Source organism: Pseudomonas sp. O230 (assembly GCF_045447035.1).
Classification (GTDB): domain Bacteria; phylum Pseudomonadota; class Gammaproteobacteria; order Pseudomonadales; family Pseudomonadaceae; genus Aquipseudomonas.
In genome coordinates this window covers 191,260-217,720 of sequence record NZ_JBJGXN010000008.1, presented here as the reverse complement: position 1 = coordinate 217,720, position 26,461 = coordinate 191,260, and the positions used below count along the sequence as shown (strand labels likewise).

The following is a 26,461-nucleotide window of genomic DNA, read 5'->3' as shown; positions in this document are numbered from 1 at the left end:
TGATCAAAATGTGGGAGCGAGCAGGCTCGCTCCCACAGTGGTTTTGTGGTGTAGCAGATTTAGCGGTACAAGCCATCCTTGCCGTGCGCAGCCGTTGCGCGGTTACTGCGCACGCTGATCATCAACTTGATATCAATCCAGTCAATGCCCTGGGCTTTCAGCTTCGGTAACTCCCGCTCCAGCACCGCCAGCGTCTGCGGATACGGATGTCCGATCATCACCGCCGAACCCTGTTTGCGCGCCAGATTGATCGCCGTTTGCAGCTGCGTGAATATCGCCGCTTCCGTGCGCTCATCATCCAGAAACACATCCCGCGAAACACTCGCCAAGTCGATCTTCTGCGCTTCGGCCGCTGCCACGGTTTGCGCGCTGGTGCGGCTGTCGACGAAGAATTTGTGCCGACGCTGCAAATCCGCCATCAACCAGGCCATGGCGGGTTGCTGTGCGGTCATGCGACTGCCCATGTGGTTGTTGATGCCGCTGGTGTAAGGGACCATCTTGAACGCCGCGTCGAGGCGCTTCTCAAGCTCGTCGATGGGCAGGTCGGGATGCCAGGCGAACGGCCCCGTGGCCGGGTCCATCGGCATGTGCAGGATGACGATCTTGCCGGCGCGATGGGCTTCGCGAGCGAATTCGGTGGCGTGGGGGGTGTCGGGCATGATCGCCGTGGTCACCGGGCCGGGCAGGGCCAGCACACGGCGATCCCGGGGCAGGTTCTGCCCCAGGTCATCGATGATCAGGCTGATGTAGGCTTTTTGCGGGGCGGGCGCCGCGTGAGCAACACCCGCCAGACAGCACAGCAGACCGAGAACCAACCGCAGGCGCATCTCAGCGGCCGGAGGTGATGCTCAACCCTTTGAGCAGGCTCAAGGCCTGGGCCAACTGGTAATCATCATCCTGCGGCATTGCCTTGGCCTTGCCGGCGGAACCGCTCGGTTTGTCGGCGCCGCCGTTGCCATTGCCCAGGTGGCCTTGCAGATCGGCTTCCTTGAAGTACTCGCCGTCCTGCTCGCTGGTGATCTTGGCCTTGCGCACTTCGATGTCCGGGACGATGCCCTGAGCCTGGATCGAGCGGCCGTTCGGCGTGTAGTACAGCGCCGTGGTGATCTTCAGCGCGCGGTCGTTGTTCAGCGGCAGCACGGTTTGTACCGAACCTTTACCGAAACTGGTGGTGCCCATGACCACCGCGCGTTTCTGATCCTGCAGGGCGCCGGCCACAATTTCCGAGGCCGAGGCGCTGCCGCCGTTGATCAATGCAACCATCGGCACGGCTTCGCTTTCGTCTTTGCCGGTGGCAGAGAAGCGCAACTCGGAATTGGCGATGCGGCCCTTGGTGTAAACGATCAGGCCTTTGGTGATGAAGTGGTCGACCACTTCCACCGCCGCCTGCAGCACGCCACCCGGGTTGTTACGCAGGTCGAGGATGATGCCTTTAAGCTTCTTGCCGTTGTCCTTGCGCAACTTGGCCAGGGCCTTGGAGACTTCGTCGCCGGTCTTGACCTGGAACTGGGTGATACGGATGTAGCCGTAGCCGGACTCCAGCAACTGCGCCTTCACGCTCTTCACCTGAATGATGGCGCGGGCCAGGGTCACGTCGAACGGCGTGCCGCCATCGCGGACCAGGGTCAGGGTGATTTTCTGGCCGATCTTGCCGCGCATCTTGTCCACGGCTTCGGTCATGGTCTGGCCGCGAGTCGGCGCGCCGTTGATCTTGACGATGAAGTCGCCGGCCTGAATGCCAGCCTTGGAGGCCGGGGTGTCATCGATCGGCGAAACCACCTTGATGAAACCGTCTTCGGCGCCGACTTCGATGCCCAGGCCGCCGAATTCGCCGCTGGTGCTTTCCTGCAACTCAGCGAAGTCTTCCGGGCCCAGGTAGGCGGAGTGCGGGTCGAGGTTGCTGAGCATGCCTTTGATGGCGTTTTCCAGAAGAGTCTTGTCGTCCACCGGTTCGACATAGGCGGCCTTGATCCGGTCCATGACCTCGGCAAAGGTGCGCAACTCTTCCAGCGGCAACGGCGCCTTGGTGGTTGCCGCAGTGCCCGCAGGCGCGACCGCCGGAGCCGGTTGGGCAGCGAACGCGAGAGGCGCGCCGATCACCAGGGCGATCGTCAGGGCCAGCGAGGTAAGACGGGACAAATGCAGCATGTCGAACGAACTCCTAATGTAGGTGACTCAACGCCTATCCTTGCGCGCGGCACCATTGCGCCGGATCACTCGGGTGACCCTGCTGACGAATTGCGAAATACAGTGCTGGTGTGTCCTGCCCGCCACTGTTGCCGACAGTGGAGATGGACTCACCGGCTTTCACCACGTCACCCGCAGACTTGAGGAGCGTCTGGTTGTGACCGTAAAGACTCAAAAAACCGTTGCCATGGTCGAGGATCACCAGCAAACCGGCACCGCGTAACCAGTCGGCAAACACCACTCGACCGCCATGCACGGCATGCACCTGGCTGCCGGCGGAGGCGCTGATCATCACGCCGTCCCACTTGGTGCGGGCATCATCGCCACGGCTTTCACCAAAGCGTGCCAGCAGTCGACCATCAACCGGCCATGGAAGTTTGCCGCGAGTTGAAGCAAAGGGGCCGCCGAAGGTCTCGCCTGAACTGGAAACCAGTGCGCCGGGTGTCGATTTGACGGGTTTGCGTGGGGCGTCGGTGGCATCTGCTTGAGCCTCGGCCTCACGTAAACGCTTTTTTTCGGCTTCCTGCTGGGCAATCAGCGCTTTTTGCCGCGCTTCTTCTGCCTCTCGAGCCTGGCGAGCCAGGGTTTCTTCGATGGTTTTAAGGACTTTAGACAGGTCTGCCTGATCCTGCTCGCGAGCGGCCAGCTTCTGGTCGCGCGCCTTTACGTCGTCGCTGAGTTTGGCGAGGACTTGCTGGCGTTCCTGACGGACTTTGTCGAGTTCGTCGCGCTGGCTGTCGAGGCTGCTCTTTTGCACCAGCAATTGCGCTTGCTGCAGGGCGATGTCTTTTTCGACATTGGCCAGTTGGCGCAGGGTTTCGTTGAAACCCTTCAACTGCTCCAGGCGAGCCTGGCTCAGGTAATCGTAATAGGTAAGGGTACGGGCGAATTTTTCCGGGTTTTGCTGGTTGAGCAGCAGCTTCAGGTATTCCTGACGGCCGTTCTGATAGGCCGCACGGGCCTGAATGGCAATCAGTCGTTGCTGTTCAGTGCGCGCGCTCTGGAGTTTTTTTTTCTCACCATCGAGACGCTGCAGCTCGGATTCGCTTTTCTTCAGCTCTTTTTGCAGGGCTTCGACCTGCTTTTCGAGCTTGCCCATCTCGGTCTCGGTGCCCTTCAGGTCTTTCTGCACGCCGGATTTTTCTTCCTGGAGCTTGCCCAGCAGTTTTTTCAGCTCGGCGATGTCCTGACGCGTGGCGTCCAACTGTTGTTGGGTTTGCGCGCGCTCGTCAGCAAAGGCCGGTTGGAGCAGGCAAGTCAGAGCAAGGGCTATCAGGACGCGAAGCATAGAGGCGGGTGATACCAGGGAAAGGGACGGCCTAGTATGCCCGCCCCACGCTGCAAAAAAAACGCCCAATTGGGGCTGTGTGATAACCGGACTGGGGTACGGGTGTAATTAATCTTTGAAACCACCACAAACCACTGTGGGAGCGGGCTTGCCAGCGATGGCGTCCTGACATTCACCATAGAAGTTGGCTGTCAGATTGCTATCGCGGGCAAGCCCGCTCCCACAGGGTTATTCGGGGGTTTGCGGGGTTCGGTTACACCAGAATGGAAGTGCCGGTCATTTCAGCCGGTTTTTCCAGGCCCAACAGCTTCAGCATGGTCGGCGCCACATCCGCCAACACACCGCCCTCACGCACCTTCAGATCGCGCTTGCCGACATAAATGAACGGCACCGGTTCGGTGGTGTGCGCGGTATGCGCCTGGCCGGTGGAGGCGTCGGCCATTTGCTCGACGTTGCCGTGGTCGGCGGTGATCAGCGCTTCGCCGCCGACTTTTTCCAGCGCATCGACGATGCGGCCGACGCACAGGTCCAGGCATTCCACGGCTTTCACCGCAGCGTCGAACACGCCGCTGTGGCCGACCATGTCGCCGTTGGCGTAGTTGACCACGATCACGTCGAAACGCTGGTTTTCGATGGCGTCAACGATGCGGTCGGTGACTTCCGGCGCGCTCATTTCCGGCTGCAAGTCATAAGTGGCGACTTTCGGCGACGGGATCAGGATGCGTTCTTCGCCCGGGAACGGTTCTTCACGACCGCCGGAGAAGAAGAAAGTCACGTGGGCGTATTTCTCGGTTTCGGCGATGCGCAGCTGGGTTTTGCCGTTTTTCGCCAGGTAGTCGCCGAGCACGTTGTCCAGGCTGCCGGCGGCGAAGGCCGATGGCGCAGGAATGCTCGCGGCGTATTGGGTTAGCATGACGAAGCCGGCCAGTTTTGGCTGACGCGCACGTTCGAATTCCTTGAAATCGTCTTCGACAAAGACCCGGGTCAGTTCGCGGGCGCGGTCGGCGCGGAAGTTCATGAACACCACGGCGTCGCCGTCTTCGACTTTCACCGGCTCACCGATGGAGGTGGCCTTGACGAATTCGTCGCTCTCGCCACGTTCGTACGCGGCTTGCAGGCCTTCCTGAGCGGTGGCAGCGTTGAATTCGCCGTTGCCATCGACAATCAGGTTGTAAGCCTGGGCTACGCGGTCCCAGCGGTTGTCGCGGTCCATGGCGAAGTAACGGCCAATAATGCTGGCGATCCGGCCTTTGCCGAGGGCCTGGAAGGTCGCGTCGAGCAGTTCGATGGACGACTGGGCGCTTTTCGGCGGCGTATCACGGCCGTCGAGGAAGGCGTGCAGGTAGATTTTTTCGGCGCCGCGCTTGTAGGCCAGTTCCGCCATGGCGACCAGGTGATCCTGGTGGCTGTGCACGCCGCCATCGGACAGCAGGCCCATGAAGTGCACGGCTTTACCGGCGGCAACGGCTTTGTCCACAGCCGCGCAAATGGTCGGGTTCTCGAAAAACTCGCCGTCGCGGATCGATTTGGTCACCCGCGTAAAGTCTTGATACACCACGCGGCCCGCGCCGAGGTTCATGTGGCCGACTTCGGAGTTGCCCATCTGGCCATCCGGCAGACCGACGTCCATGCCACTGCCCGAGATCAGGCCGTTCGGTGCGGTGGCCCACAGACGGTCCAGCACGGGCTTCTTCGCCGCAAAGATGGCGTTGGATTCAGGGCTCTCACTGTGACCGAAGCCGTCGAGAATAATCAGGACCAAAGGTTTAGGCGTGGTAGTCATGGATTCCACTCGTGGCTGAGTTAAAAGAGGGCAATGGAAAAGGGAGTGGCAGTTTAAAGCGAAGTTCCGACGGCGTCACCGCCGGACGGGGTTTGGCCCACCATAGTGGCTGTGTATACTGGCCGACATTTTAACGCCCTGGAACCTCCTTCGATGGTTGCTCACCTGATTGAATTTGCCACTAACCACTATCTGCTCGTCGGTATCTTCGTCGTACTGCTGGCGTTGCTGATCGCCTATCAGATGCAAGGCGGCGGTCGCAGCCTGAGCACCGGTGAACTGACCGGGCTGGTCAACAAGGACGCGGGCGTTGTGATCGACATTCGTCCGGTCAAGGATTTCGCCGCCGGTCACATTGTTGGCGCGTTGAACATTCCTCACGACAAACTGGCGGCTCGCGTCGCCGAACTGGAAAAGCACAAGGCCAAGACCATCATCCTGGTCGACGCGATGGGCCAGACCGCCGGTACTCACGCTCGCGAACTGATGAAATCCGGCTTCACCGCCGCCAAGCTGTCCGGCGGGATTTCCAGCTGGAAAGGCGACAACCTGCCGCTGGTGAAGTGATATGAGCAACGTCGTCGTCTATTCCAGCGATTACTGCCCTTACTGTTCGCGAGCCAAGTACCTGCTCGAGAACAAAGGCGTGGCCTTCGAAGAGATCAAGGTCGATGGCAAGCCGCAGGTGCGCGCCGCCATGGCTCAGAAGGCCGGGCGCACGTCCGTGCCGCAGATCTGGATCGGTGAGCGCCACGTTGGCGGCTGTGATGATTTGTTTGCCCTTGAGCGCGCCGGCAAGCTCGACGCCATGCTCAAGGCCTGAATGCCTTCCCTATAAGACCCCAAGATCAGAAAGGATCTGAGATGACTGACCAACAGAACACTGCAGCTAGCGAAGAAGAAACCGCACCGCAATTCTCCTTGCAGCGCATCTACGTACGTGACTTGTCCTTCGAAGCCCCGAAAAGCCCGGCGATCTTCCGCCAGCAGTGGGAACCGAGCGTCGGTCTGGATCTGAACACTCGTCAAAAGGCCCTGGAAGGCGACTTCCACGAAGTCGTACTGACCCTGTCCGTGACCGTGAAAAACGGTGAGAACGGCGAAGTGGCGTTCATCGCTGAAGTGCAACAGGCCGGGATCTTCCTGATCAAGAACCTGGACGACGCTTCGATGAGCCACACCCTGGGTGCTTTCTGCCCGAACATCCTGTTCCCGTACGCCCGCGAAACCCTGGACAGTCTGGTAACCCGCGGTTCGTTCCCGGCGCTGATGCTGGCTCCGGTGAACTTCGACGCGCTGTACGCACAAGAATTGCAACGCATGCAGGCGGCGGGCGAGACTCCGACCGTTCAGTAAGCGGTCAGCGTCGAAGCAAGTCCAATGTGGGAGCGGGCTTGCTCGCGAAAGCGGTGTAACAGTCAACGATAATGTTGAATGTTATGACCCCTTCGCGAGCAAGCCCGCTCCCACATTTGCTATGCGGTGTTATTTAAAACCGAGCTGGCGCCAGCCTTCGTAGACAGCAACGGCCACGGTGTTTGACAGGTTCAGGCTGCGGCAGCCTTCGCGCATCGGCAGGCGCAGGCGTTGTTCACCCGGCAGGGCATCCAGCACTTCGGCGGGCAAGCCACGGCTTTCCGGGCCGAACAGGAAGGCATCGCCCTCGGCGAAGCTCGCGTCGTGGAACGGCCGCGAACCCTTGGTGGTAAACGCGAACAGCCGGGGATGGCCAAGGCTTTCCAGGCAGCTGGCGAGGTCTGCGTGACGTTGCAGCGTGGCGTATTCGTGATAGTCGAGGCCGGCCCGGCGCAGGCGCTTGTCGTCCATCTCGAAGCCCAGCGGTTCGATCAAATGCAGGTGGCAGCCACTGTTGGCGCACAGCCTGATAACGTTGCCGGTATTCGGCGGAATTTCTGGTTGAAAAAGGATGACGTGAAACATGCACGGCTCCGAAGGTAAAGATGACGGGCATTCTACGCCGCAAGCGGACCAGCGTTCGAAACTATTCCCGCGAGTGATGGCTTCGCTGGCGATTGTCGGGGTCATGGTGGGGCTGATGATCGGTCGCCTGACCACTCCCGACCCCAGCGAACTGCAGCAAGTCGACGTGACGAACGACGGGCTGGTGGTGTGGTTTAACAACCAACCCAAGTCCCACGGTGAGTTTGTCGACGGAAGCCTGGCGTTGCTGTTCGAGGCTGAAGGCAAAGCGCGCAAAGGCCAACTCAAGCTCAACGACAAGAGCGTGAACTGGCGTGTGCGTTTGAGTGATGGGGGATTGTTGCTGTCGGTGGTGGCGGCCCGGCCACTGCAAGGCGAGTGGGCCGGTAGCGAGGTCGATGGCCGCTGGCGGCTGGAGATCCATCTCCGAGAGCAATAAAAGAGGGAATCCCCGGCCTGCCTGTACCAAGGTTCCCAAAACGGCAGGGCTCGCGCATTGCGTCGTGAGCCCGGTGTAAAGAAGGAACCCCTGACCTGCCTGTATCAAGGGCCCCAAAACTGTTTGGGCTCGTCGCAAGTGCGGTGTGAGCCCGATGTAAAGAGGGGAATCCCCGGCCTGCCTGTACCAAGGTCCCCGAAACCGGGTAGTGAACTGAATCACTGATTGGACTATTGCAGGTGGCGTGCCAGGTTTTAACAAGTTGAAACAGAAAGCCGCTTCGAAACGCTGAAAGCCCCGGATTACGGGGCTTTCGTGTTTTTTCGATAAGGCTTCGATTGCGAACGCAGGCAGGATTTCGGATCAGTTGGCGTGCGCGATTGCGGTTCACGGTGCATTCAGTCGGTGCACCGTGGTCCCCAAAAGCATCGCGGGCAAGCCCGCTCCCACAGGGTTCAATGGTGTTCACGCAATCGTGAACACACTGAAGATCACTGTGGGAGCGAGGCTTGCCCGCGAATGGATTTAAGCAACGATGGAAATTGAAGGCTGATTAACCCTCTTCCCCTTCATCATCATCCCCGCCATCCACCTTCATCCCCAATTCCTTGATCTTGCGCGTCAGGGTATTACGCCCCCAACCCAGCAAAACCGCGGCATCGCGGCGGCGGCCAGCCGTATGCTTGAGCGCAGTCTCGATCATGATCCGTTCAAACGCCGGCACCGCGCTGTCGAGCAGGCTCGACTGACCACGCGCCAACGCCTGATCGGCCCACTGGCGCAGCGCTTGTTCCCAGTTGGTCACCGGCGCCGAATCCTGCGGCAGGCTCAGCAGCTCCGGCGGCAGGTCGCTGATGTGCACTTCACGACCCGAAGCCATCACCGTGATCCAGCGGCAGGTGTTCTCCAACTGACGGACGTTGCCGCCCCACGGCAGGTTCTTCAGGTATTCCTCGGTTTCGCTTTTCAACAGCTTCGGCTCGACCGCCAGTTCTTGCGCGGCGCGGCTGAGGAAGTGTTTGGCGAGGGTCGGGATGTCTTCGCGACGGTCCGACAACCGTGGGATATGAATGCGGATCACGTTGAGGCGGTGGAACAAGTCTTCACGGAATTTCCCGGCGTGCACCAGGGTTTCCAGATTCTGGTGGGTCGCGGCGATGATCCGCACGTCGACTTTGACCGGCACGTGGCCACCGACTCGGTAGAACTCGCCGTCTGCCAACACGCGCAGCAAACGGGTTTGCGTGTCCGCTGGCATGTCGCCGATTTCATCAAGGAACAGCGTGCCGCCATCTGCCTGTTCGAAACGTCCGCGACGCAGGTTGGCCGCGCCGGTGAACGCGCCTTTCTCATGGCCGAACAGCTCGGATTCCATCAGGTCTTTCGGGATCGCCGCCATATTCAGTGCAATGAACGGCGAAGCCGCCCGTGGGCTGTGGCGGTGCAAGGCGTGGGCGACCAGCTCTTTACCTGTGCCCGATTCACCGTTGATCAGCACGGTGATGTTGGAATGGCTCAAGCGCCCGATGGCGCGAAACACTTCCTGCATCGCCGGCGCTTCACCGATGATTTCCGGGGTTCGAGTCAGGGCGACCGGGACTTCCAGGCCTTGCTGTTCCTGGGCGTGCTGGTTGGCGCGCTTGACCAGGGACACCGCTTCGTCGACATCGAACGGCTTGGGCAGGTATTCGAACGCGCCGCCCTGATAGGACGCGACAGCGCTGTCCAGATCGGAGTGCGCGGTCATGATGATCACTGGCAACCGTGGGTGTTGCTCGCGAATCCGCGCCAGAAGGTCCAGACCGCTGGCACCCGGCATGCGAATGTCGGAGATGATCACGTCTGGCTGCTGGCGCGCCAGGCGGCTCATCACGCCATCGGCGCTGTCGAAGCTCTGCGTGGTCATGCCTTCCTGCTGCAAGGCTTTTTCCAGGACCCAACGGATAGAACGGTCGTCATCGACGATCCACACGGTTTCACTACGGCTCATGTCGATGTGGCTCCTTGTTCCAGTGGCAGAAAGATCGAGAAGGTGGTGTGGCCTGGATGGCTTTCACATTCGATCAGGCCCTGGTGCTGGCTGATGATGTTCTGGGTAATGGCCAGGCCGAGTCCGGTACCGTCCGGGCGCCCGCTGACCATGGGAAAGAAGATGGTTTCCTGAAGTTCCGCAGGAATGCCGGGACCGTTGTCGATGATTTCGATCTTGGTCACCAGGCGATGGCGCACATGGCCGATGGTGAATTGGCGCATGGCGCGGGTGCGCATAGTGATGCGGCCCAGGCGCAGTTCGTTCTGGCTGCTGATGGCCTGCATCGCGTTGCGCACGATGTTCAGGACGGCCTGAATCATCTGTTCACGGTCGATCAATACGTCGGGAATGCTTGGATCGTAATCGCGCACCAATGTGATGCAGCCCTGGCTTTCGGCCTCGACCAAGTGGCAGACGCGTTCCAGCACTTCGTGGATATTGCACATGGCCAGGGACGGCAGCTTGTTGGAGCCGAGCATGCGATCGACGAGGTTTCGCAGGCGGTCGGCTTCTTCAATGATGACGTTGGTGTAATCGCGCAGGCTTTCTTCCGGCAGTTCGCGGGCAAGCAACTGGGCCGCGCCGCGAATCCCGCCCAGCGGGTTCTTGATCTCGTGGGCGAGGCCGCGCACCAGCATCTTGCTGGTTTCCTGCTTCGACAGTTGCGCCTCTTCCTTGGTGATTCGCAGCAAGCGGTCACGCGGATGGACTTCCAGCAGCAGCATGGTGGCGCCGTTGGCCAGGATCGGGGTTACCGCGTAGTCGACGGTCAGCGTCTGGCCGGTGAGGGCGGTCAGCATCGCTTCGCGTTTGGTGAACGGATGCGCCTGCTCGACCGCCTGACGCAGGGAATTCAGGGCTTCGGTGGACTCGGTGAACAACTCACTGATGAACTGGCCATGGCTGCGCTGGCCGCTGATGGCCAGAAGCATCTCTGCCGCCGGGTTCATGTACTCGAGGCGCAGTTCGGCGTCGAGCAGAATGGTGGCGGTGGTCAGGTTGTCGAGCAGCAATCGATGCAGTGCGTCGCTAATGGTCATCAGGACCTCTTTTGGAGCAGGGCGTGCGCGTGAATAACGCGCCGATACCAGGAAAATGCAAAAACCAAACCAAGGCTCCGAAAAGAAGCGTTAAAGGCCTGAAACGGGCGTTTGACGCGCGCTTGCGTGGCGTTCTGCCAGCTTTCGCGGGTACTTTCGAACCAAAATGGGGTGGTATGTGGGTACGGTGCAACCTATTGCACCAATATAGTGCGCAAAGCTGAACGATGTTAGAAGAAGCGCAGGAAGGGATTTTTTGGCTCGTCAGGCTTGTCTTTGAGCGGACATTCCGGTCGTTGGCCGTAGTCGGCGAGGGTGCAGGGTTTGACCTGGCGTTTTTGCGCGAGGGAGATGCGCAGCATGTGGAACGGTTGATTGGCGGTGCGTTCGACGGTGCGGCCATGTTCGTCGAGGATTTCCACGGACAGGTTGTGGCTGCCACGGTCGATGTTGCTCAGGGCCAATACCGGGCTGGGGCCGGGTTCGGCGGTGGGCTGGCCGTCGAGCAGCAAGCGGTAGCGATGACCGTGTTGCAAGCCGGGTTCGCTGGTGATGCTGACGATCAACTCTCCGGCACTGCTGCGGATTGTGGCGTCGGGCTCGGGCACCAGTACTCGTAGCATGTCGTAGCGGAACAGGGGTTTGGTGTCGGATTTTTTCTCGGCAATCAATGGCGCTGCGCCGGTTGGGTTGGCGGACATACGATTGCCTGCGGCGATCGGCACGCGCTTGGCGTTGCCGGAGCCTGGCTGATCGGTGAAGACCCGATTGCCCTGGGCATCGACGTAGGTGAAGACTTCGGCCGATGCGGGCAGCACGATCAGGCATACAACCAGCAGCCATAACCTCACGGCTTATGCACCCGCTGTACCGTGAAGGTCGAGGTCGGACTCTGCTGCACGATATTTTCGCCGTCGATCACCTGCACCGCGAGGCTGTGCAACCCTCGGTCAATATTCACCAATTGCAGGATCGGTACGTTGCTGGGCTGGCCGTATGGTTGATCGTCCAGCAACAGCCTGAACAAATGTGGGCCCTGCAAGCGCGGTTTGATCAGCACGTTGACGGTGAAGGTGCCGTTGTTGGCCCGCAGCGCTTCGGTGGTGGGCAGATTGGTCAGCTCCAGTACCTCGTAAGCGCTGCGCGGTTGTTCGCGGCGGGTGGCTTCGGCGGGTGGGGTAGGCGCCTGGCGCTCGACGCTGTTGAGCGGCGGCAATTCGACCGGTTGAGCCTTCACACCGTCGGGCGGTTGATTGCTGTAGGCGGTGTTACCGGTGGCGTCGGTGTATTTGTAGATCTGCGCCATCAGGGGAAAAGCCAGAGTAAGCAGCAGAAGCATCAAGAGTGGCCGCATTCAGTCTCCCTACGGACAGCGAGGATTACTCCGACAATGGAATACCTTGGCTGCCAGCATAGAACACAATCAGTTCTACGGGTTTGTCGCCGGTTTTTCCCCGATGGGTGATGTTGACCATTTCAGCCAGCGCCTCGCCTTGCTTGAAGCGTCGGATCTCGCCGCTGTCCCTGCTTTCGACCGTCAGTTCGCCGGCGAGGATGTAGGCCGCGTTGGGGATGGCATGAGTGTGCCAGTCGAGTTCGGTATTGGCGGGTATCTTGAGTTTGAGCAGTGACAGCTCGGGCGCGCTGTCGGGGTAGCGATCGTAGGGCGTGCTGTCCCAGGATGTGCTGGTCTGCAGCAGGATTTTACGTTCTACCTTCATTGTCGGTGATGCGCTGTCGCAGCCTTGCAAGGCAGTCATGGCCAAGGCCGCAAGTGCTGCAAGCAGGGGGGTAAGCGGGCAGGTTTTCATTGTTCAATCCTTTGAGAGCGGGCAAGTCGGAACAGGCTACGAGCAACTCAAAAGGGTTTATGCCGGACGATGCTGTGAATGCCCTAGGAGATTGAGGCGTCTCTTGTCAGAAATCGCCCACAAAAAAGGCCTCCCGAAGGAGGCCTCTTTTGTTACGCCGCGTGTGCTGGCGCTACTGGATCAGCAGCTGTAGTACAGCTCGTATTCCAGTGGGTGTACGAAGGTACGTACCTTGATTTCTTCTTCGCTTTTCAGAGCGATGTAGGCGTCGATGAAGTCATCGGAGAACACGCCGCCTTTGGTCAGGAACGCACGACCTTTGTCCAGCTCTTCCAGGGCCTCTTTCAGGCTGCCGCAAACTTGTGGGATCTCTTTCGCCTCTTCAGGCGGCAGGTCGTACAGGTTTTTGTCGGCTGCGTCGCCAGGGTGGATCTTGTTCTGGATGCCGTCCAGGCCAGCCATTACCAGGGCAGCGAAGGCCAGGTACGGGTTGGCTGCTGGATCCGGGAAGCGGGCTTCGATACGGCGAGCGCGCGGGCTGGACACGTAAGGAATACGGATCGAAGCGGAACGGTTGCGAGCCGAGTAGGCCAGCATTACCGGTGCTTCAAAACCTGGGACCAGACGCTTGTAGGAGTTGGTCGACGGGTTGGTGAAGCCGTTCAGGGCCTTACCGTGCTTGATGATGCCGCCGATGAAGTACAGAGCGGTGTCGGACAGGCCGGCATAGCCTTCGCCAGCGAAGGTGTTCTTGCCATCTTTGGCGATGGACAGGTGAACGTGCATACCCGAGCCGTTGTCGCCGTACAGAGGCTTAGGCATGAAGGTCGCGGTGCGGCCGTATGCGTCAGCAACGTTGTGTACGCAGTACTTCAGGGTCTGAACTTCGTCAGCCTTGGCCACCAGGGTGTTGAACTTCACACCGATTTCGTTCTGGCCGGCAGTTGCCACTTCGTGGTGGTGAACTTCGATGACCAGGCCCATTTCTTCCATGGCGTTGCACATGGAGGTACGGATTTCGTGGTCATGGTCGAACGGCGGAACAGGGAAGTAGCCGCCTTTGACGCCTGGACGGTGGCCACGGTTGCCGCCTTCCACGTCCTGGTCGGACATCCACGAACCTTGTTCGGAGAAGATTTTGAACATCGAGCCGGAGATGTCGGACTTGAACTTCACTTCGTCGAAGATGAAGAATTCTGGCTCCGGGCCAACGAATACGGTATCGCCGATACCGGTCGACTTCAGGTATTCCTCGGCACGCTTGGCGATCGCACGTGGGTCACGGTCGTAGCCTTGCATGGTCGAAGGCTCGATCACGTCGCAAACCAGGATCAGGGTCGGCTCTTCGGTGAACGGGTCGAGAACGGCAGTGCTGTCGTCCGGCATCAGGATCATGTCGGAGGCTTCGATGCCTTTCCAGCCAGCGATGGAGGAACCGTCGAACATTTTGCCTTCTTCGAAGAAAGCGTCATCCAGCGCGTCGCGAGCCGGCATGGTCACGTGGTGCTGAGTGCCTTTGGTGTCCGTGAAGCGCAGATCAATCCACTTGACGTCATGATCTTTGATGAGTTGAACCGACTTCGACATAGTGTCCTCCGGGTGGCTTCGGGCTTAGTAGTGGATGCCCTTAGAATGTGGGTGATGCCGGCGCGAATACTCTGCCAAGGCAACCTGCCTCACAAGGGAGCAAATTGCATGCCAGTGCCCCACCATGGGTTTTTTGCCCCAATATCACGCTTATAAAGGTGCAAAGCCCGATAACGGAGAAAATCCCGCCCTACAATGTGGCGCGCAAATCGATAAATGACCTGTTTTGGTGCGAGCAAAACCTTCTGCACATTAACTGGTTAAACCTTGAGCAATTTCCGCTATAATCCGCGCCCCCCTTTTTCGGCTGGCCCAGCGCGCGCTGTTTTCATGAAACTAATCGTAAAAGTCTTCCCCGAGATCACCATCAAGAGCCGCCCGGTACGGATGCGTTTCATCCGCCAGTTGGCCAAAAACATTCGCGCCGTGCTCCGTGACCTGGACCCGGCCGTGGTGGTGAACGGTGTGTGGGACAATCTCGAGCTTGAAACCCGCGTCAGCGAGCCCAAGGTACTGAAGGAGATCACCGAGCGCCTGAGCTGCATGCCGGGCATCGCGCATTTCCTGCAGGTCGACGAATACCCGCTGGGTGATTTCGACGACATCGTTGCCAAGTGCAAGCTGCATTTCGGTGATTCGCTGGCCGGGAAGATTTTTTCGGTGCGCTGCAAACGCGCCGGCAAGCATGAATTCAGTTCGATGGACGTCGAGAAATACGTCGGCAGCCAACTGCGTCGTCAGTGCGGCGCCGCGGGTATTTCCCTGAAAGAGCCGCAAATCGAAGTTCGCATCGAAATTCGCGACAAACGGTTGTTCGTGATCCACAGCCAGCACAACAGCATCGGCGGATATCCGCTGGGAGCCCTGGAACAGACGCTTGTGCTGATGTCTGGCGGCTTCGATTCCACCGTTGCGGCCTACCAGATCATGCGCCGTGGCCTGATGAGCCATTTCTGCTTCTTCAATCTGGGCGGACGGGCCCATGAACTGGGCGTCATGGAAGTCGCGCACTTCATCTGGAAGAAGTACGGCAGCTCCCAACGCGTGTTATTTGTCAGTGTGCCGTTCGAGGAAGTACTGGGAGAAATTCTCGGGAAAGTCGATAACAGTCATATGGGCGTAGTTTTGAAGCGTATGATGTTGCGCGCTGCTTCCCGTATTGCCGATCGGCTGGACATCGAAGCGCTGGTCACCGGTGAAGCGATTTCCCAGGTGTCGAGCCAGACCTTGCCGAACCTGTCCGTGATCGACTGCGTGACCGACAAGCTGGTCTTGCGTCCGCTGATCGCCAGTCACAAGCAGGACATCATCGACCTGGCCAACGAAATCGGCACTGCCGACTTCGCCAAGCACATGCCGGAATACTGCGGGGTCATCTCGGTGAACCCAAAGACCCACGCCAAGCGTCCGCGCGTGGAGCATGAAGAGAAAGAATTCGACATGGCGGTGCTTGAGCGTGCGCTCGAGAACGCCAAACTGGTGCCGATCGATCGCGTGATCGACGAATTGGGCCAGGACTTGCAGATCGAAGAAGTCAGCGAAGCACTGGCGGGCCAGATCATCATCGACATCCGTCACCCGGATGCCGCTGAAGACGAGCCGCTGGAACTCGGTGGCATTGAGGTACAGACGATGCCGTTTTATGCATTGAACGCTCGTTTCAAGGAACTGGACCCTACTCGCCAGTACCTGCTGTATTGCGACAAAGGCGTGATGAGTCGCCTGCATGCCCACCATTTGCTCAGTGAGGGGCATGCCAATGTGCGCGTTTATCGACCGAGCTAAGAGCCCGGGGCTGTTTGCCTGTGGCCTGCGTCATCGGCCCCCCGACTCTGCCGTCAAGCTGTAACGGCAAGGCCTGACTCTACTGTTAATCGCTGCCAAGACTTGTCAGCACACCGAATCCTCTGATCGAGATACACAAGTGATCGAAAATCTACGTAACATCGCCATCATTGCTCACGTTGACCATGGTAAAACCACCCTGGTAGACAAACTCTTGCGTCAATCCGGCACCCTGGAGCGCAACGAGCTCAACGACGAGCGCGTGATGGACTCCAACGACCAGGAGAAAGAGCGCGGTATTACCATTCTGGCGAAAAATACCGCCATCAACTGGAACGGCTTCCACATCAACATCGTGGACACCCCGGGCCACGCCGACTTCGGCGGCGAAGTTGAACGCGTAATGTCGATGGTTGACTCCGTTCTGCTGCTGGTTGACGCTCAAGACGGCCCTATGCCGCAAACCCGTTTCGTGACCAAGAAGGCTTTCGAAGCCGGCCTGCGTCCAATCGTGGTCATCAACAAGGTTGACCGTCCAGGCGCGCGTCCGGACTGGGTTCTGGACCAGATCTTCGACCTGTTCGACAACCTCGGTGCTACCGAAGAACAGCTGGACTTCAAAGTCGTCTACGCCTCGGCCCTGAACGGCATTGCCGGTCTGGAACACACCGACATGGCTGAAGACATGACCCCGCTGTACCAGTCGATCGTCGACAACGTACCTGCGCCGAAAGTCGACCGCGATGGTCCGTTCCAGATGCAAATCTCCGCTCTGGACTACAACAGCTTCCTTGGTGTTATCGGCGTTGGCCGTATCGCTCGTGGCCGCATCAAGCCGAACACTCCGGTTGTCGCTATCGACGCCGACGGCAAGAAGCGTACCGGTCGTATCCTGAAGCTGATGGGTCACCACGGTCTGCACCGTATCGACGTTGAAGAAGCAGCTGCCGGCGACATCGTCTGCATCAGCGGCTTCGACCAGCTGTTCATCTCCGACACTCTGTGCGACCCACTGAATGTTGAAGCGATGAAGCCGCTGACCGTTGACGAACCAACCGTTTCGATGACCTTCCAGGTTAACGATTCGCCGTTCTGCGGTCGTGAAGGCAAGTTCGTCACCAGCCGTAACATCAAGGAACGTCTGGACAAAGAACTGCTCTACAACGTTGCCCTGCGCGTTGAAGAAGGCGACACCGCCGACAAGTTCAAAGTCTCCGGCCGTGGTGAGTTGCACCTCTCGGTACTGATCGAAACCATGCGTCGCGAAGGCTTCGAAATGGGTGTTGGTCGTCCGGAAGTGATCATCCGTTTGGTTGACGGCGTGAAGCACGAACCGTACGAAAACGTGACCATCGACCTGCCAGAAGAATCGCAAGGTTCGATCATGGAACAGATCGGTATCCGTAAAGGCGACCTGACCAACATGGTTCCGGATGGCAAGGGCCGTGTGCGCCTTGAGTACAACATCCCGGCTCGTGGCTTGATCGGTTTCCGTAACGAGTTCCTGACCCTGACCTCCGGTGCAGGCATCCTGACCTCGATCTTCGACCGTTACGACGTGATGAAGTCCGGCGATATGTCCGGTCGTCAGAACGGCGTGCTGGTTTCGGTTGCTACCGGTAAGGCTCTGACTTACTCGCTGGAAACCCTGCAAGCTCGCGGCAAACTGTTCCTGGGTCACGGTGAAGACGTGTACGAAGGTCAAATCGTCGGCATCAACAGCCGCGACAACGACCTGGGCGTCAACCCAACCAAAGGCAAGAAGCTCGACAACATGCGTGCTTCGGGTAAAGACGAAACCATCGCTCTGGTTCCGCCTATCCGTTTCACCCTGGAACAAGCGCTGGAATTCGTTCAAGAAGACGAATTGTGCGAAGTCACTCCTAAGTCCATCCGTCTTCGCAAGAAGATCCTGGGCGAAAGCGAGCGTACCCGCGCTGCCAAGAAAAGCGGCAACTGAGTTTCGACTTAGTTAAGGCTTAAAAAAACGCCCCCGACCGCAAGGTCGGGGGCGTTTTTGTTTGTCTGGGGTTTGTGCAGTGTTTGTGCCGGCCCCTTCGCGAGCAAGCCCGCTCCCACAGGGGATCTATGGCGGACACATCAGTTGTGTACGACACCAATCCCCTGTGGGCGCGGGCTTGCTCGCGAAAGCGGTCTGTGTGTCGCCGAAGCACTCAGCGAAGGTTAAAACTTCTCGAGAGGGCGACGGCTGCTGCTGGTCTCGCGCACCACTTCTTTGGGCTTGTAAGCGCAATACCCAGGTCGCGGTCCGATCTTCGGGTGGTTGCGGCAAGTATCCGGGCGCTTTTCATAAATAGTGCACAGACGGCTCTTACGATCCAGGTACAGGCAATCGTTGTTGCTCATGCGCTGGAGGGTGAAGATCTCGGTCTTCTGGCTGTAACGCTCGACGATCCCTTCCTTTTGCAAACGCTTGGCGATGTTCTTCGCCGGTTCGCCACGCTCGAACTCGTCGACGATGCCGATGCGGATCAGGTCCTTGATCTTGACCTCGACCGGCAAGGTGCAGCAGCTGGATATGCAAGAACCGCACATCGGCGCAGAGTACTTGGCCCAGGTATCGAGGCGATCGATCTCGGCGGCGGCGATCAGGTTGGGTTTCATCATCGGTTGTTACCAGCGTGTGCATCAGGGCGCGCGATCATACCGGGACTGGTGGATTTTTGAACAACCTTTCGCCAGATTTTTTTTATTTGCGGCCAACAACACTTGAATTCCGGCACGGCCCCTGCATTGATTCAGGCACACGCCAAGCTAATGTCGACCTATCTCGCACTAACAGGAAATACTGCCGAACCAGAGCCTCTACCGCCTGTCAGACCGTCTAGGCTCAGACAACTCAAAGCTCGCTCGAGGTCCTATCGATGACTCAAGAACCACTTGTTCGCGAAGCAGAGGTGGCCGCATTCCGCGACGCCGTCTTGACCAAACTCACCTACGCGGTGGGCAAAGACCCGGATCACGCCTTCGACCACGACTGGTTCGAAGCCATTGCGCTGGCCGCGCGCGATCACATGGTCGAGCACTGGATGGACCACACCCGGCAGATCTACCGCAAAGGTCAGAAGCGGGTTTACTACCTCTCCCTGGAATTTCTCATCGGCCGGCTGCTCTACGACAGCCTGAGCAACCTCGGCCTGCTCGACGTCGCCCGTGAAGCGCTGACCGAGCTCGGCGTCGACCTCGAACGCATCCGCCTGCTGGAGCCCGACGCGGCCCTGGGCAATGGTGGCCTGGGTCGTCTGGCGGCGTGCTTCATGGAAAGCATGTCGACCCTCGGCATCGCCGGCCACGGTTACGGCATTCGCTATGAGCACGGCTTGTTCCGTCAGGCGATTGTCGATGGCTGGCAGCAGGAACAGACCGAACATTGGCTGGATTTCGGCAACCCGTGGGAGTTCGAGCGACCAGAAGTCGTTTACCCGATTGGCTTCGGCGGCAGCGTCGAGACCATTACCGACGCGAGCGGCAAGAGCAAGCAAGTCTGGACCCCGGGCGAAACGGTGCGCGCTATTGCTTACGACACTCCGGTGGTCGGCTGGCGCGGGGCGAGCGTCAACACGTTGCGCCTGTGGCGTGCCCGGGCGATGGAAGATTTGCACCTTGAGCGCTTCAACGCCGGCGACCACTTGGGCGCGGTCGCGGAAGTGGCCCGCGCGGAAAGTATCTCTCGCGTGCTTTACCCGGCGGACAGCACCGAAGCCGGCCAGGAATTGCGCCTGCGTCAGGAATACTTCTTCGTCGCGGCATCCCTCCAGGATTTGCTGCGCCGCCATCGCAACATGCACACCTCGGTGCTGACCCTGGGCGACCACGCGGCGATCCAGCTCAACGATACTCACCCCTCGATTGCCGTGGCCGAGCTGATGCGTCAACTGGTCGATGTCTACGACGTGGCATGGGACGCCGCGTGGCAGGTCACCGTCGATACGCTTTCGTACACCAACCACACGCTGTTGCCGGAAGCGCTGGAAACCTGGCCGGTCGGGTTGATGGAGCGGATGCTGCCGCGGCACATGCAGATCATTTACCTGATCAACGCCCAGCACATCGACTCGCTGCGCGCCAAAGGCATCCATGATTTTGACGTGCTGCGCGCGGTATCGCTGATCGAAGAAGACAACGGCCGCCGGGTGCGTATGGGCAACCTCGCGTTCCTCGGTTCCCACAGCGTCAACGGCGTGTCCGGGCTGCACACGCAGTTGATGCGCAAAACCGTGTTCTCCGAACTGCACAAGCTCTATCCGGAGCGGATCAACAACAAGACCAACGGTATTACCTTCCGCCGCTGGTTGTATCAGGCCAACTCGGAATTGACCTCGATGCTGGTCGATGCCCTCGGCCCTGATCTGATGGATAACGCGGAAGAGCGCTTGATTGATCTGGAGCCGTTCGCGGAAAAAGCCGCGTTCCGCAAGGCCTTCGCCGAACAGCGCCTGCACAGCAAGAAAGCGCTGGCGTACATCATTCACGAGCGCCTTGGCGTTGCGGTCAACCCGGCGGCGATGTTCGACGTGCAGGTCAAACGGATCCACGAGTACAAACGCCAGTTGCTGAACTTGCTGCACACTGTCGCGTTGTATCAGGCGATTCGCGCCGAGCCGGAAATCGACTGGGTGCCACGGGTGAAGATCTTCGCCGGCAAGGCCGCCGCCAGCTATCACCAGGCCAAGCTGATCATCAAACTGACCAACGACATCGCCCGCGTGGTGAACAACGACCCGACCGTGCGCGGCTTGCTCAAAGTGGTGTTCCTGCCCAACTACAACGTCAGCCTGGCGGAGAGCATCATTCCGGCAGCGGATTTGTCCGAGCAGATTTCCACTGCCGGTTTTGAAGCGTCGGGCACCAGCAACATGAAGTTCGGCCTCAACGGAGCGCTTACGATTGGCACGCTGGACGGCGCCAACGTGGAAATGTGCGAGCGCATCGGCGCCGAGCACATGTTTATCTTCGGCCTCAGCGCCCAGCAGGTGGAAGCGCGCAAGCAGAACCACGAGTTCAGCGCGGTGCCGGACATTGCCGCGTCCCATCGGTTGAATGACGTGCTGCAAGCGATTCGCGGCGGGGTGTTCTCGCCAGATGATCCGTCCCGCTACACCGGTTTGATCGATTCGCTGATCGACTACGACCGCTTCCTGGTCTGCGCCGATTTCGATTCCTACTGGGACGCGCAGATGCGCGTTGAAGCCCATTGGCACGATTCGAACGAGTGGTGGCGTTCGGCGGTGTTGAACACGTCCCGGATGGGCTGGTTCTCCTCCGACCGGACCATTCGCGAGTACGCGACGGAAATCTGGAAAGCGCTGGAGTAACTTTTCGCAATAATTGCGAGCCAGGCCCGACGGTTGTTGGCCTGATCGATATACTAGGCACCGGTTACACCGGGCGGTAAGCATGGCGACCCATTGTGGGAGCGAGCTGGCTCGCGAAAGCGGTCTGACATTCAGTATCAGAGCTGAATGTCAGTGTCACTTCGCGAGCAGGCTCGCTCCCACAGGTTTGTGTGGTTTCACACTAGACTCAGCCAGATGCTGTATCACCCGGATTCGCCCCACAGCGGGGCTGCTTAGGGATATCGACCATGCAATGGATGTTCATGCTGATTGGGCTGGTGCTGGGCTGGGTACTCGACGAGTCCTTCAGCGATGCGCTGTTGGGTGCGTTGCTCGGATTGGGTATCGGCCAGGCCATTCGCATCGGCCGTTTGGGCTCGCAATCGGCCGAACAGCGCGTTCTGCTGGCGCAGGCGCAAGTGGCGTTGAGTGCGGTCCAGCAACGCCTGGCCTTGCTGGAGGTCTCTGGCGTCAAGCCCCTGGAAACCGGCGAGCCGCTTGCCAGCGAACCCGCCTTTTCTCCTGTATTCATTCTCGAAGAAATCCCTGTCTCGACCCCGGAGATGGTCTGGGAGCTCCCACCCGAACTCGAACCGATTGGCGCGTCGGCCACGCAAACCAGCCGTCCGCTGCCCGACGATGCCTGGAAACCTGAACCGGTTACCCGCGAGCCCGCGATCCCGCGTGGCCCGAACTTTATCGAGCGCGCCATCAGCGGCGCACGCAACTGGCTGTTCGGTGGCAACACCGTGCTGCGGGTCGGCGTGGTGTTGTTGTTCCTCGGTCTGGCGTTTCTGCTGCGTTATGCCACCGAAGGCATGGTGGTGCCGATTGAACTGCGTTACGCCGGTGTCGCGGCGGCGGCGTTAGGCCTGCTCGGTCTGGGCTGGTGGCTGCGTCATCGCAACAATCACTATGCGTTGATGCTGCAAGGCACCGGGATTGCCGTGTTGTACCTGACGGTGTTCGCGGCGATGCGTTTGCACCCACTGCTCGATCCGACGGCGGCGCTCGGGCTGCTGGTGGCGGTGACGGTGTTCTCGGCCATTCTGGCCATCACTCAGGACTCGCTGGCACTGGCCTGCGCCGCAGCGTTGGGTGGTTTCGCCGCGCCGATCCTGACGTCCACCGGCGCCGGCAACCATGTCGCGTTGTTCAGCTATTTCGCCTTGCTCAACGCGGGCATCCTTGCCATCGCCTGGTTCAAGGCCTGGCGGCTGCTCAACCTGATCGGCTTCGTCGGCACCTTTGGCATCGGGTTCGCCTGGGGCTTGCGCTCCTACACGCCGGACTTGCTGTGGAGCACCGAGCCGTTTCTGCTTCTGTTCTTCCTGATGTACCTGGCCATCGGTCTGTTGTTTGCGCGGCGCAAGTTACTGGAAATGAGCGACGCGCCCGAGGACGACAGTCGCGAGGCGTTGCTGCGCCGGTCGGCGCGCAAGGGTGATTACGTCGACGGCACGATGCTGTTCGGCCCGCCGCTGGTGGGTTTCGGTTTGCAGTTCGCGTTGGTCCAGCATCTGGAGTTTGCTGCGGCTTTCAGCGCATTGGCGCTGGGCATGATTTACATGGGCATGGCCCGCCTGCTGATGGGTGGCCGGGCGTTGTTGCTGGCGGAAACCTGTCTGGCGTTGGGCGTGATCTTCGCCAGTCTGGCGATCCCGTTGGGGCTTGATGCGCGTTGGACAGCGGCCGCTTGGGCCGTGGAAGGTGCCGGGATTTTCTGGCTCGGCCTGCGTCAGCAACGACCGCTGGCGCGCGCGTTTGCCTTGCTGCTGCAACTGGGCTCGGCGCTGGCGTTCCTCAGCGAGTTGCGCATCGGCGAAAGCAGCCTGCTCGAGGGCGCACCGCTGGGCGCATTGATGCTCGGCGTGGCGCTGCTGTTCAGCTTCTACCAATTGCGCAACGCCGCACCCGAGCAAACGTCGGAGTGGGAGCGCAAAGGCCTGCCGGTGTTGGCGTGCCTCGGTTTGACCTTCCTCTATCTGCTGGCGCCGCTGTTCTTCTTCACCCACGGCACGGCGATCAGTTGGGCGCTGGCCGGTCTGGCGACGCTGTTTGTCGGCCTGCGCCTGCAATCGCGCACCTTCCTGTTCAGCGCATTTGCCGTCCAGTTGCTGGGTGGCGCGTTGTTCCTGCTGCGACTGCAAGGTGCGAGTGGTGAGTCGGGCGCGGTGTTCAGCGCAGGTTGGAGCGGTTTGCTCAGTGCGTCACTGATCGGTCTGGCGTTGATCGCCGGTATGTTGCTGGCCGCGCGCGATGACATGGTGCGCAGCGACGTTCGGTTGTTGCGCGGTTTGTCGGTGGTGTTGCTGGCCGGGCTGGTGCTGATCAACCTCGCCGTGCTGTTCGTGCTGCCATGGCAAACCGCGAGCGCGGTGTGGGCGGCCAGCGGTTTGTTCATTATCTGGCTGAGCCTGTATCTGAAGCAGCGCGTGAGTTTCGTTTTCGGTCTGCTGTTGCAGGTGATTGGCGGGGCGGCGTTCCTGTTCGCCGGGCCGGATCTGCTGGGGCCGCTGGCCAGCGAAGGTTTGAAACCGCTGGCGCACAGCGGCTTCTGGACCCCATTGGTGTTGGGTCTGGCGGCGATGGTTGGCGCCTGGCGTCTGCAGCTCGGCAACCATGCTTCGGCTTTCGATGTACTGAGTTTGCAGCGTTTGTCCGAAGTGCTGCTGGTGTGGGGCGCGGGTTGGTGGGCGTTGGCGTGGGTCAGTGAAGTGCTGCGGTTTGCTCCGGTGAATGTGCAAGCGACGTTGCTGCTGACGGTCGCGGCGCTCAGCGTTGCGCTATGGGCAGTGTTGGCGTTGCGCTTGAAATGGCCGTCGCTGGGTTTGCTCTGCACCTTGCTGATGCCCGCGAGCGGTGTGGTATTGCTCGGGGCGTGGCACTCGCGTTACCACCCGGCGGCCGATGTCGGCTGGCTCGCCTGGGCGGCGGTGTTCGTCGTGCATTTCATCTCGCTGCGGCGTCTGGCGCCGCTGTTGCCGGCTCGTGCCTTGAGTACGGCTCATGTGCTCGGCTGCTGGCTGTTGATCGGTGTGCTGGCGCTGGAGTTGCGTTACGGCTTGCTGCTGTTGTCCGAGCAATACAACGCCTGGCGTTGGTTGGGTTGGGCGATTCTGCCGAGCGTTTACCTGGTGTTGATGGCCGCACCGCGTGCCTGGCCGTGGCCGGTGTCGGCGTATCCGCGCGAGTATCGACTGTACGCGGCGGCGCCGCTGGCATTGCTCATGCTCGGTTGGTTCTGGCTGGCGAACATTGTCAGCGACGGCACCGCCGAGCCGTTGCCTTATGTGCCGCTGATCAATCCGCTGGAATTGGGGCTGTTGTTTGCGCTGTTCGGCGTTTACGTCTGGGCTCGCAGCGCGGTAATGCAACTGGCAATCCGCAAGGGCCGCTTCGATCACGCCACGCAACTGATCGCCGGCGTCTCGCTGTTCGCCTTCTTTACCGCGTCGGTGATGCGCACGGCGCACCATTGGGGCGGTGTGCCGTATGAGCTGGATGCGCTGCTCGAATCGATGTTGGTGCAAGCGGGCTTGTCCATCGTCTGGACCTTGATGGCGCTGAGTCTGATGATCGGCGGCCATTTGCGTCATCGTCGCGAAGTCTGGCTGATCGGCGCGGTGCTGATTGGCGTGGTGGTCGCGAAACTGTTCTTTGTCGAATTGAGTAACCGTGGCGGACTCGCCCGGATCGTCTCGTTTATTGGTGTTGGCGTGTTGCTGTTGGTGGTGGGCTATTTCGCCCCGTTGCCGCCCAAGCGTGCCGACGCTGCGCGCCAAGGCGGAGCCGAACCTGAAAAACCGGCCCCGGAAACCGAAGGAGTATCGTCTTGAGTCAGAAGCTGAACCTGGTCTGGTTGGGCGCTGTTGCGTTGGGCGTGGCGTTGTCGGCCACTGCGCAGGAAAAACCGGCGGACTTCGCCACGCAAGTGCCGTTGACCGTGAGCGGCGAAGGTCCGTGGTATCGCCTCGAATTGCCCCTGGCCGTGCAGTTGAATGCGCGGCAAACCGACCTCAGCGATGTGCGCGTGTTCAACGCGGCCGGTGAAACTCAGGCCTACGCCGTGGCGCGAGAGTCCGCGAAAACCGGTGAAAACCCTCTGACCGACGTGAAGTGGTTCCCGCTGTACAACTCGGCGGACGCCACCGAACGTGCGCCGAGTGTGCGGGTGCAATCGAACGCCAACGGCACGCTGGTCGAGGTGCAGCCTTCGAGTCAGCTGGAGGCGGGCGAAGAAGTGCTGCGCGGTTGGCTGCTCGACGCCAGCGGCATCAAGGCGCCGTTGCAGCAACTGATCTTCGACTGGACCAGCGAGCGCGATGGCTTCCAGCGTTTCAGCATCGAAGCCAGCGACGATCTGCAACATTGGCAGGCGTGGGGTGACGGGCAGGTGGCGCGGCTGACGTTTGCCGACGAACGGGTCGAGCAGCATGAAGTCAGCTTGCCGGGGCAACCGGCGCGTTATCTGCGCTTGTTGTGGAACGCGCCGCAGTCGGCGCCGATATTGACCTCGGCGCAACTGGAGAGCGCCAGCACACGCAGCCTGCCGCTGCCGTTGGTCTGGTCGCAACCGTTGGCCGGCGCCAGCGTGAAGGCGGGTGAATACACCTGGCAATTGCCGATGGGGCTCAATGTCGAGCGCTTGCAGGTCGAGCTGAATCAGCCCAACAGTCTGGCGCCGGTGACGTTGTCCGGTCGTCGCGAAAGCAGCCTGCCGTGGCAGCCATTGAGCAGTGGTTTGCTCTATCGCCTGACTCAGAATGGCCAGGACGTGGTGCAGAACGAATTGCAGCTGCCGGGGCAAACGGTGCAGCAATTGAAGTTGACGGTGGACGAGCGCGGCGGTGGCTTGGGCGCCGAGGCGCCGACGGTGCGTTTCGCTGTGCGTTCCACGCAATTGGTGTTCCTGGCGCGCGGCGCCGGGCCTTATACGCTGGCGCTGGGCAGTGCGACGGTGAAAGCGGCGAACCTGCCGCTGGCGACGCTGATTCCGGATTACAGCCCCGCGAAGTGGGCGGCGTTGGGCAGGGCAACGGTGGAGGGCGGGGTGATCGCGACCCCCACGTCGGCAGTCACCTCGACGGCACAAGTTGAAACCAACTGGAAGAAGTTCAGGTTGTGGGCGGTGTTGTTGCTGAGCGTTTTGTTTTTGGCAGCGATGGCGTTCAGCCTATTGCGCAAACCTGCTGCCAAATCCTGAGAATG

The 26,461-nt window shown here is 60.1% G+C and carries 21 protein-coding genes; 9 read left to right on the top strand and 12 right to left on the bottom strand.

The window, feature by feature from the left end:
• Positions 1–59: 59 nt before the first annotated feature.
• From ACI77H_RS18890 to gpmI, 4 genes are all read right to left on the bottom strand, one after another.
• On the bottom strand, positions 60–827 hold the full coding sequence (locus tag ACI77H_RS18890) for a divergent polysaccharide deacetylase family protein (protein WP_407013241.1): 768 nt from the start codon (positions 825–827) through the stop codon (positions 60–62).
• A gap of 1 nt (position 828) precedes the next feature.
• The gene (locus ACI77H_RS18885; RefSeq protein ID WP_407013240.1) at positions 829–2,148 is read right to left on the bottom strand and encodes a S41 family peptidase; all 1,320 of its coding nucleotides are present in this window, start codon (positions 2,146–2,148) and stop codon (positions 829–831) included.
• A 34-nt stretch (positions 2,149–2,182) separates the two neighbouring features.
• Positions 2,183–3,475, bottom strand: a complete 1,293-nt coding sequence (locus tag ACI77H_RS18880) for a murein hydrolase activator EnvC family protein (RefSeq protein ID WP_407013239.1) — start codon at positions 3,473–3,475, stop codon at positions 2,183–2,185.
• 253 nt (positions 3,476–3,728) lie between these two features.
• Positions 3,729–5,258 carry a 2,3-bisphosphoglycerate-independent phosphoglycerate mutase gene (gpmI, locus tag ACI77H_RS18875; RefSeq protein ID WP_407013238.1) on the bottom strand — a complete coding sequence of 510 codons (1,530 nt, stop codon included), beginning with the start codon at positions 5,256–5,258 and terminating at the stop codon, positions 3,729–3,731.
• Between the two features lie 153 nt (positions 5,259–5,411).
• Here gpmI and ACI77H_RS18870 point away from each other — a divergent pair, with 153 nt between their 5' ends.
• Genes ACI77H_RS18870 through secB form a run of 3 tightly spaced genes read left to right on the top strand, consistent with a single transcriptional unit; the run spans position 5,412 to position 6,614 of the window.
• Entirely contained in the window at positions 5,412–5,825 is a 414-nt protein-coding gene (locus ACI77H_RS18870) for a rhodanese-like domain-containing protein (RefSeq protein WP_008024918.1), read from the top strand.
• A 1-nt stretch (position 5,826) separates the two neighbouring features.
• Positions 5,827–6,081 (top strand): glutaredoxin 3, encoded by a 255-nt coding sequence (gene grxC, locus ACI77H_RS18865; RefSeq protein WP_008024917.1) that lies wholly within the window; start codon positions 5,827–5,829, stop codon positions 6,079–6,081.
• A gap of 41 nt (positions 6,082–6,122) precedes the next feature.
• Positions 6,123–6,614: a protein-export chaperone SecB gene (gene secB / locus ACI77H_RS18860; protein WP_027922165.1), complete on the top strand. Its 492-nt coding sequence runs from the start codon at positions 6,123–6,125 to the stop codon at positions 6,612–6,614.
• Positions 6,615–6,743: 129 nt separating this feature from the next.
• Here the strand turns inward: secB and ACI77H_RS18855 are convergent, their stop codons facing one another.
• Positions 6,744–7,199, bottom strand: coding sequence for a tRNA (cytidine(34)-2'-O)-methyltransferase (locus ACI77H_RS18855; protein WP_007949025.1), 456 nt, complete (start codon positions 7,197–7,199; stop codon positions 6,744–6,746).
• On the opposite strand from ACI77H_RS18855, the gene ACI77H_RS18850 reads away from it, so the two are divergent.
• Positions 7,198–7,638: a hypothetical protein gene (locus ACI77H_RS18850; RefSeq protein ID WP_407013237.1), complete on the top strand. Its 441-nt coding sequence runs from the start codon at positions 7,198–7,200 to the stop codon at positions 7,636–7,638. The two genes, ACI77H_RS18855 and ACI77H_RS18850, sit on opposite strands and share 2 nt — an antisense overlap.
• Positions 7,639–8,191: 553 nt before the next feature.
• Here ACI77H_RS18850 and ntrC read toward each other — a convergent pair.
• The 6 genes from ntrC to glnA all read right to left on the bottom strand — a co-directional run bounded on the left by ntrC (position 8,192) and on the right by glnA (position 14,108).
• Positions 8,192–9,628 (bottom strand): nitrogen regulation protein NR(I), encoded by a 1,437-nt coding sequence (ntrC, locus tag ACI77H_RS18845; RefSeq protein ID WP_064675450.1) that lies wholly within the window; start codon positions 9,626–9,628, stop codon positions 8,192–8,194.
• Entirely contained in the window at positions 9,625–10,710 is a 1,086-nt protein-coding gene (gene glnL, locus ACI77H_RS18840) for a nitrogen regulation protein NR(II) (RefSeq protein WP_407013236.1), read from the bottom strand. The genes ntrC and glnL overlap by 4 nt, the downstream gene beginning before the upstream one ends.
• A 230-nt stretch (positions 10,711–10,940) precedes the next feature.
• Entirely contained in the window at positions 10,941–11,561 is a 621-nt protein-coding gene (locus ACI77H_RS18835) for a DUF4124 domain-containing protein (RefSeq protein WP_407013234.1), read from the bottom strand.
• Positions 11,558–12,064, bottom strand: coding sequence for a DUF4124 domain-containing protein (locus ACI77H_RS18830; protein WP_407013233.1), 507 nt, complete (start codon positions 12,062–12,064; stop codon positions 11,558–11,560). The genes ACI77H_RS18835 and ACI77H_RS18830 overlap by 4 nt, the downstream gene beginning before the upstream one ends.
• Before the next feature lie 25 nt (positions 12,065–12,089).
• The gene (locus ACI77H_RS18825) at positions 12,090–12,521 is read right to left on the bottom strand and encodes a cupin domain-containing protein (RefSeq protein ID WP_407013232.1); all 432 of its coding nucleotides are present in this window, start codon (positions 12,519–12,521) and stop codon (positions 12,090–12,092) included.
• A 180-nt stretch (positions 12,522–12,701) separates the two neighbouring features.
• On the bottom strand, positions 12,702–14,108 hold the full coding sequence (glnA, locus tag ACI77H_RS18820; protein WP_407013231.1) for a glutamate--ammonia ligase: 1,407 nt from the start codon (positions 14,106–14,108) through the stop codon (positions 12,702–12,704).
• A 330-nt stretch (positions 14,109–14,438) separates the two neighbouring features.
• Here glnA and thiI point away from each other — a divergent pair, with 330 nt between their 5' ends.
• Positions 14,439–15,893 carry a tRNA uracil 4-sulfurtransferase ThiI gene (thiI, locus tag ACI77H_RS18815; RefSeq protein WP_407013230.1) on the top strand — a complete coding sequence of 485 codons (1,455 nt, stop codon included), beginning with the start codon at positions 14,439–14,441 and terminating at the stop codon, positions 15,891–15,893.
• Between the two features lie 139 nt (positions 15,894–16,032).
• Entirely contained in the window at positions 16,033–17,853 is a 1,821-nt protein-coding gene (gene typA, locus ACI77H_RS18810; RefSeq protein ID WP_407013229.1) for a translational GTPase TypA, read from the top strand.
• Between the two features lie 224 nt (positions 17,854–18,077).
• Here typA and ACI77H_RS18805 read toward each other — a convergent pair whose 3' ends face one another.
• Entirely contained in the window at positions 18,078–18,518 is a 441-nt protein-coding gene (locus tag ACI77H_RS18805; protein ID WP_407013419.1) for a YkgJ family cysteine cluster protein, read from the bottom strand.
• Positions 18,519–18,778: 260 nt separating this feature from the next.
• Between ACI77H_RS18805 and ACI77H_RS18800 the strand changes: the two genes are divergently transcribed.
• The 3 genes from ACI77H_RS18800 (at position 18,779) to ACI77H_RS18790 (ending at position 26,456) form a co-directional block, all read left to right on the top strand.
• Positions 18,779–21,229, top strand: a complete 2,451-nt coding sequence (locus ACI77H_RS18800) for a glycogen/starch/alpha-glucan phosphorylase (protein WP_407013228.1) — start codon at positions 18,779–18,781, stop codon at positions 21,227–21,229.
• A 269-nt stretch (positions 21,230–21,498) separates the two neighbouring features.
• Complete coding sequence (locus tag ACI77H_RS18795; protein WP_407013227.1) at positions 21,499–25,089, top strand: DUF2339 domain-containing protein; 3,591 nt, start codon at positions 21,499–21,501, stop codon at positions 25,087–25,089.
• Positions 25,086–26,456, top strand: a complete 1,371-nt coding sequence (locus ACI77H_RS18790; RefSeq protein WP_407013225.1) for a DUF3999 domain-containing protein — start codon at positions 25,086–25,088, stop codon at positions 26,454–26,456. Before ACI77H_RS18795 ends, ACI77H_RS18790 begins: the two co-directional genes overlap by 4 nt.
• Positions 26,457–26,461: the final 5 nt, after the last annotated feature.

Bases quoted from the DNA above. Each gene is read 5' to 3' on its own strand.
- ACI77H_RS18890 (WP_407013241.1), bottom strand. From the start codon at position 827: ATGCGCCTGCGGTTGGTTCTCGGTCTGCTGTGCTGTCTGGCGGGTGTT.
- ACI77H_RS18885 (WP_407013240.1), bottom strand. From the start codon at position 2,148: ATGCTGCATTTGTCCCGTCTTACCTCGCTGGCCCTGACGATCGCCCTG.
- ACI77H_RS18880 (WP_407013239.1), bottom strand. From the start codon at position 3,475: ATGCTTCGCGTCCTGATAGCCCTTGCTCTGACTTGCCTGCTCCAACCG.
- gpmI (WP_407013238.1), bottom strand. From the start codon at position 5,258: ATGACTACCACGCCTAAACCTTTGGTCCTGATTATTCTCGACGGCTTC.
- ACI77H_RS18870 (WP_008024918.1), top strand. From the start codon at position 5,412: ATGGTTGCTCACCTGATTGAATTTGCCACTAACCACTATCTGCTCGTC.
- grxC (WP_008024917.1), top strand. From the start codon at position 5,827: ATGAGCAACGTCGTCGTCTATTCCAGCGATTACTGCCCTTACTGTTCG.
- secB (WP_027922165.1), top strand. From the start codon at position 6,123: ATGACTGACCAACAGAACACTGCAGCTAGCGAAGAAGAAACCGCACCG.
- ACI77H_RS18850 (WP_407013237.1), top strand. From the start codon at position 7,198: ATGCACGGCTCCGAAGGTAAAGATGACGGGCATTCTACGCCGCAAGCG.
- ACI77H_RS18855 (WP_007949025.1), bottom strand. From the start codon at position 7,199: ATGTTTCACGTCATCCTTTTTCAACCAGAAATTCCGCCGAATACCGGC.
- ntrC (WP_064675450.1), bottom strand. From the start codon at position 9,628: ATGAGCCGTAGTGAAACCGTGTGGATCGTCGATGACGACCGTTCTATC.
- glnL (WP_407013236.1), bottom strand. From the start codon at position 10,710: ATGACCATTAGCGACGCACTGCATCGATTGCTGCTCGACAACCTGACC.
- ACI77H_RS18830 (WP_407013233.1), bottom strand. From the start codon at position 12,064: ATGCGGCCACTCTTGATGCTTCTGCTGCTTACTCTGGCTTTTCCCCTG.
- ACI77H_RS18825 (WP_407013232.1), bottom strand. From the start codon at position 12,521: ATGAAAACCTGCCCGCTTACCCCCCTGCTTGCAGCACTTGCGGCCTTG.
- glnA (WP_407013231.1), bottom strand. From the start codon at position 14,108: ATGTCGAAGTCGGTTCAACTCATCAAAGATCATGACGTCAAGTGGATT.
- thiI (WP_407013230.1), top strand. From the start codon at position 14,439: ATGAAACTAATCGTAAAAGTCTTCCCCGAGATCACCATCAAGAGCCGC.
- ACI77H_RS18805 (WP_407013419.1), bottom strand. From the start codon at position 18,518: ATGAAACCCAACCTGATCGCCGCCGCCGAGATCGATCGCCTCGATACC.
- ACI77H_RS18800 (WP_407013228.1), top strand. From the start codon at position 18,779: ATGACTCAAGAACCACTTGTTCGCGAAGCAGAGGTGGCCGCATTCCGC.
- ACI77H_RS18795 (WP_407013227.1), top strand. From the start codon at position 21,499: ATGCAATGGATGTTCATGCTGATTGGGCTGGTGCTGGGCTGGGTACTC.